Source organism: Stenotrophomonas sp. INTA L402-1, assembly GCF_059295135.1.
In genome coordinates this window covers 1-554 of sequence record NZ_JCAFWP010000212.1, presented here as the reverse complement: position 1 = coordinate 554, position 554 = coordinate 1, and the positions used below count along the sequence as shown (strand labels likewise).

The 554-nt window shown below is 37.5% G+C and carries 1 protein-coding gene; it reads right to left on the bottom strand.

Annotated features, from left to right (window positions below):
* Positions 1 to 97: 97 nt before the first annotated feature.
* Entirely contained in the window at positions 98 to 361 is a 264-nt protein-coding gene (locus tag AC5O77_RS22405; RefSeq protein WP_494507248.1) for an O-methyltransferase, read from the bottom strand.
* Between the last annotated feature and the right edge of the window lie 193 nt (positions 362 to 554).

Genomic DNA, 554 nt, shown 5'->3' with positions numbered 1-554 from the left:
GCGTTATGTATACTGGAGGTCCACGAGCTAATCTCGTTATACACGATACATGTTATAATTTTTGAAACTTCTTTTTCATCCCTGTTTCCGCCTTATATCACTCTTTTACAACTGCCATCACAAACCCATCGTATCCCTTACTTCCTACAGTTTGAAGCGCTGTAGCACTAACACGTGGCTCAGCAGCTATTAATTCATAGAAACGGCGTATTCCTTGTACACGAGGATCGCTACTAGTATTGTCCATAACATCTCCTTCACGTACTACGTTATCACCAATAATTACAGTACCCGGTCGTGATAGTTTTAGTGCCCATTTAAAATAAGCAGGGTTATTTTGTTTATCAGCATCTATGAAAATAAAGTGAAACTTTAATCAATCAGGTTTTGTTCATCCCCCACTAATTATTAACCCGTACCAATCAGGCTTTTTGCAGAATAAAAAAAGTAGTGCTTAGATCGCTATAATCTAAGCACTACTTCTGAATAATAATAGTAGATCTCTTTCTAAACTTCCATTCCATCCACTTCATAACAAGCGGCTTCAATAAAGC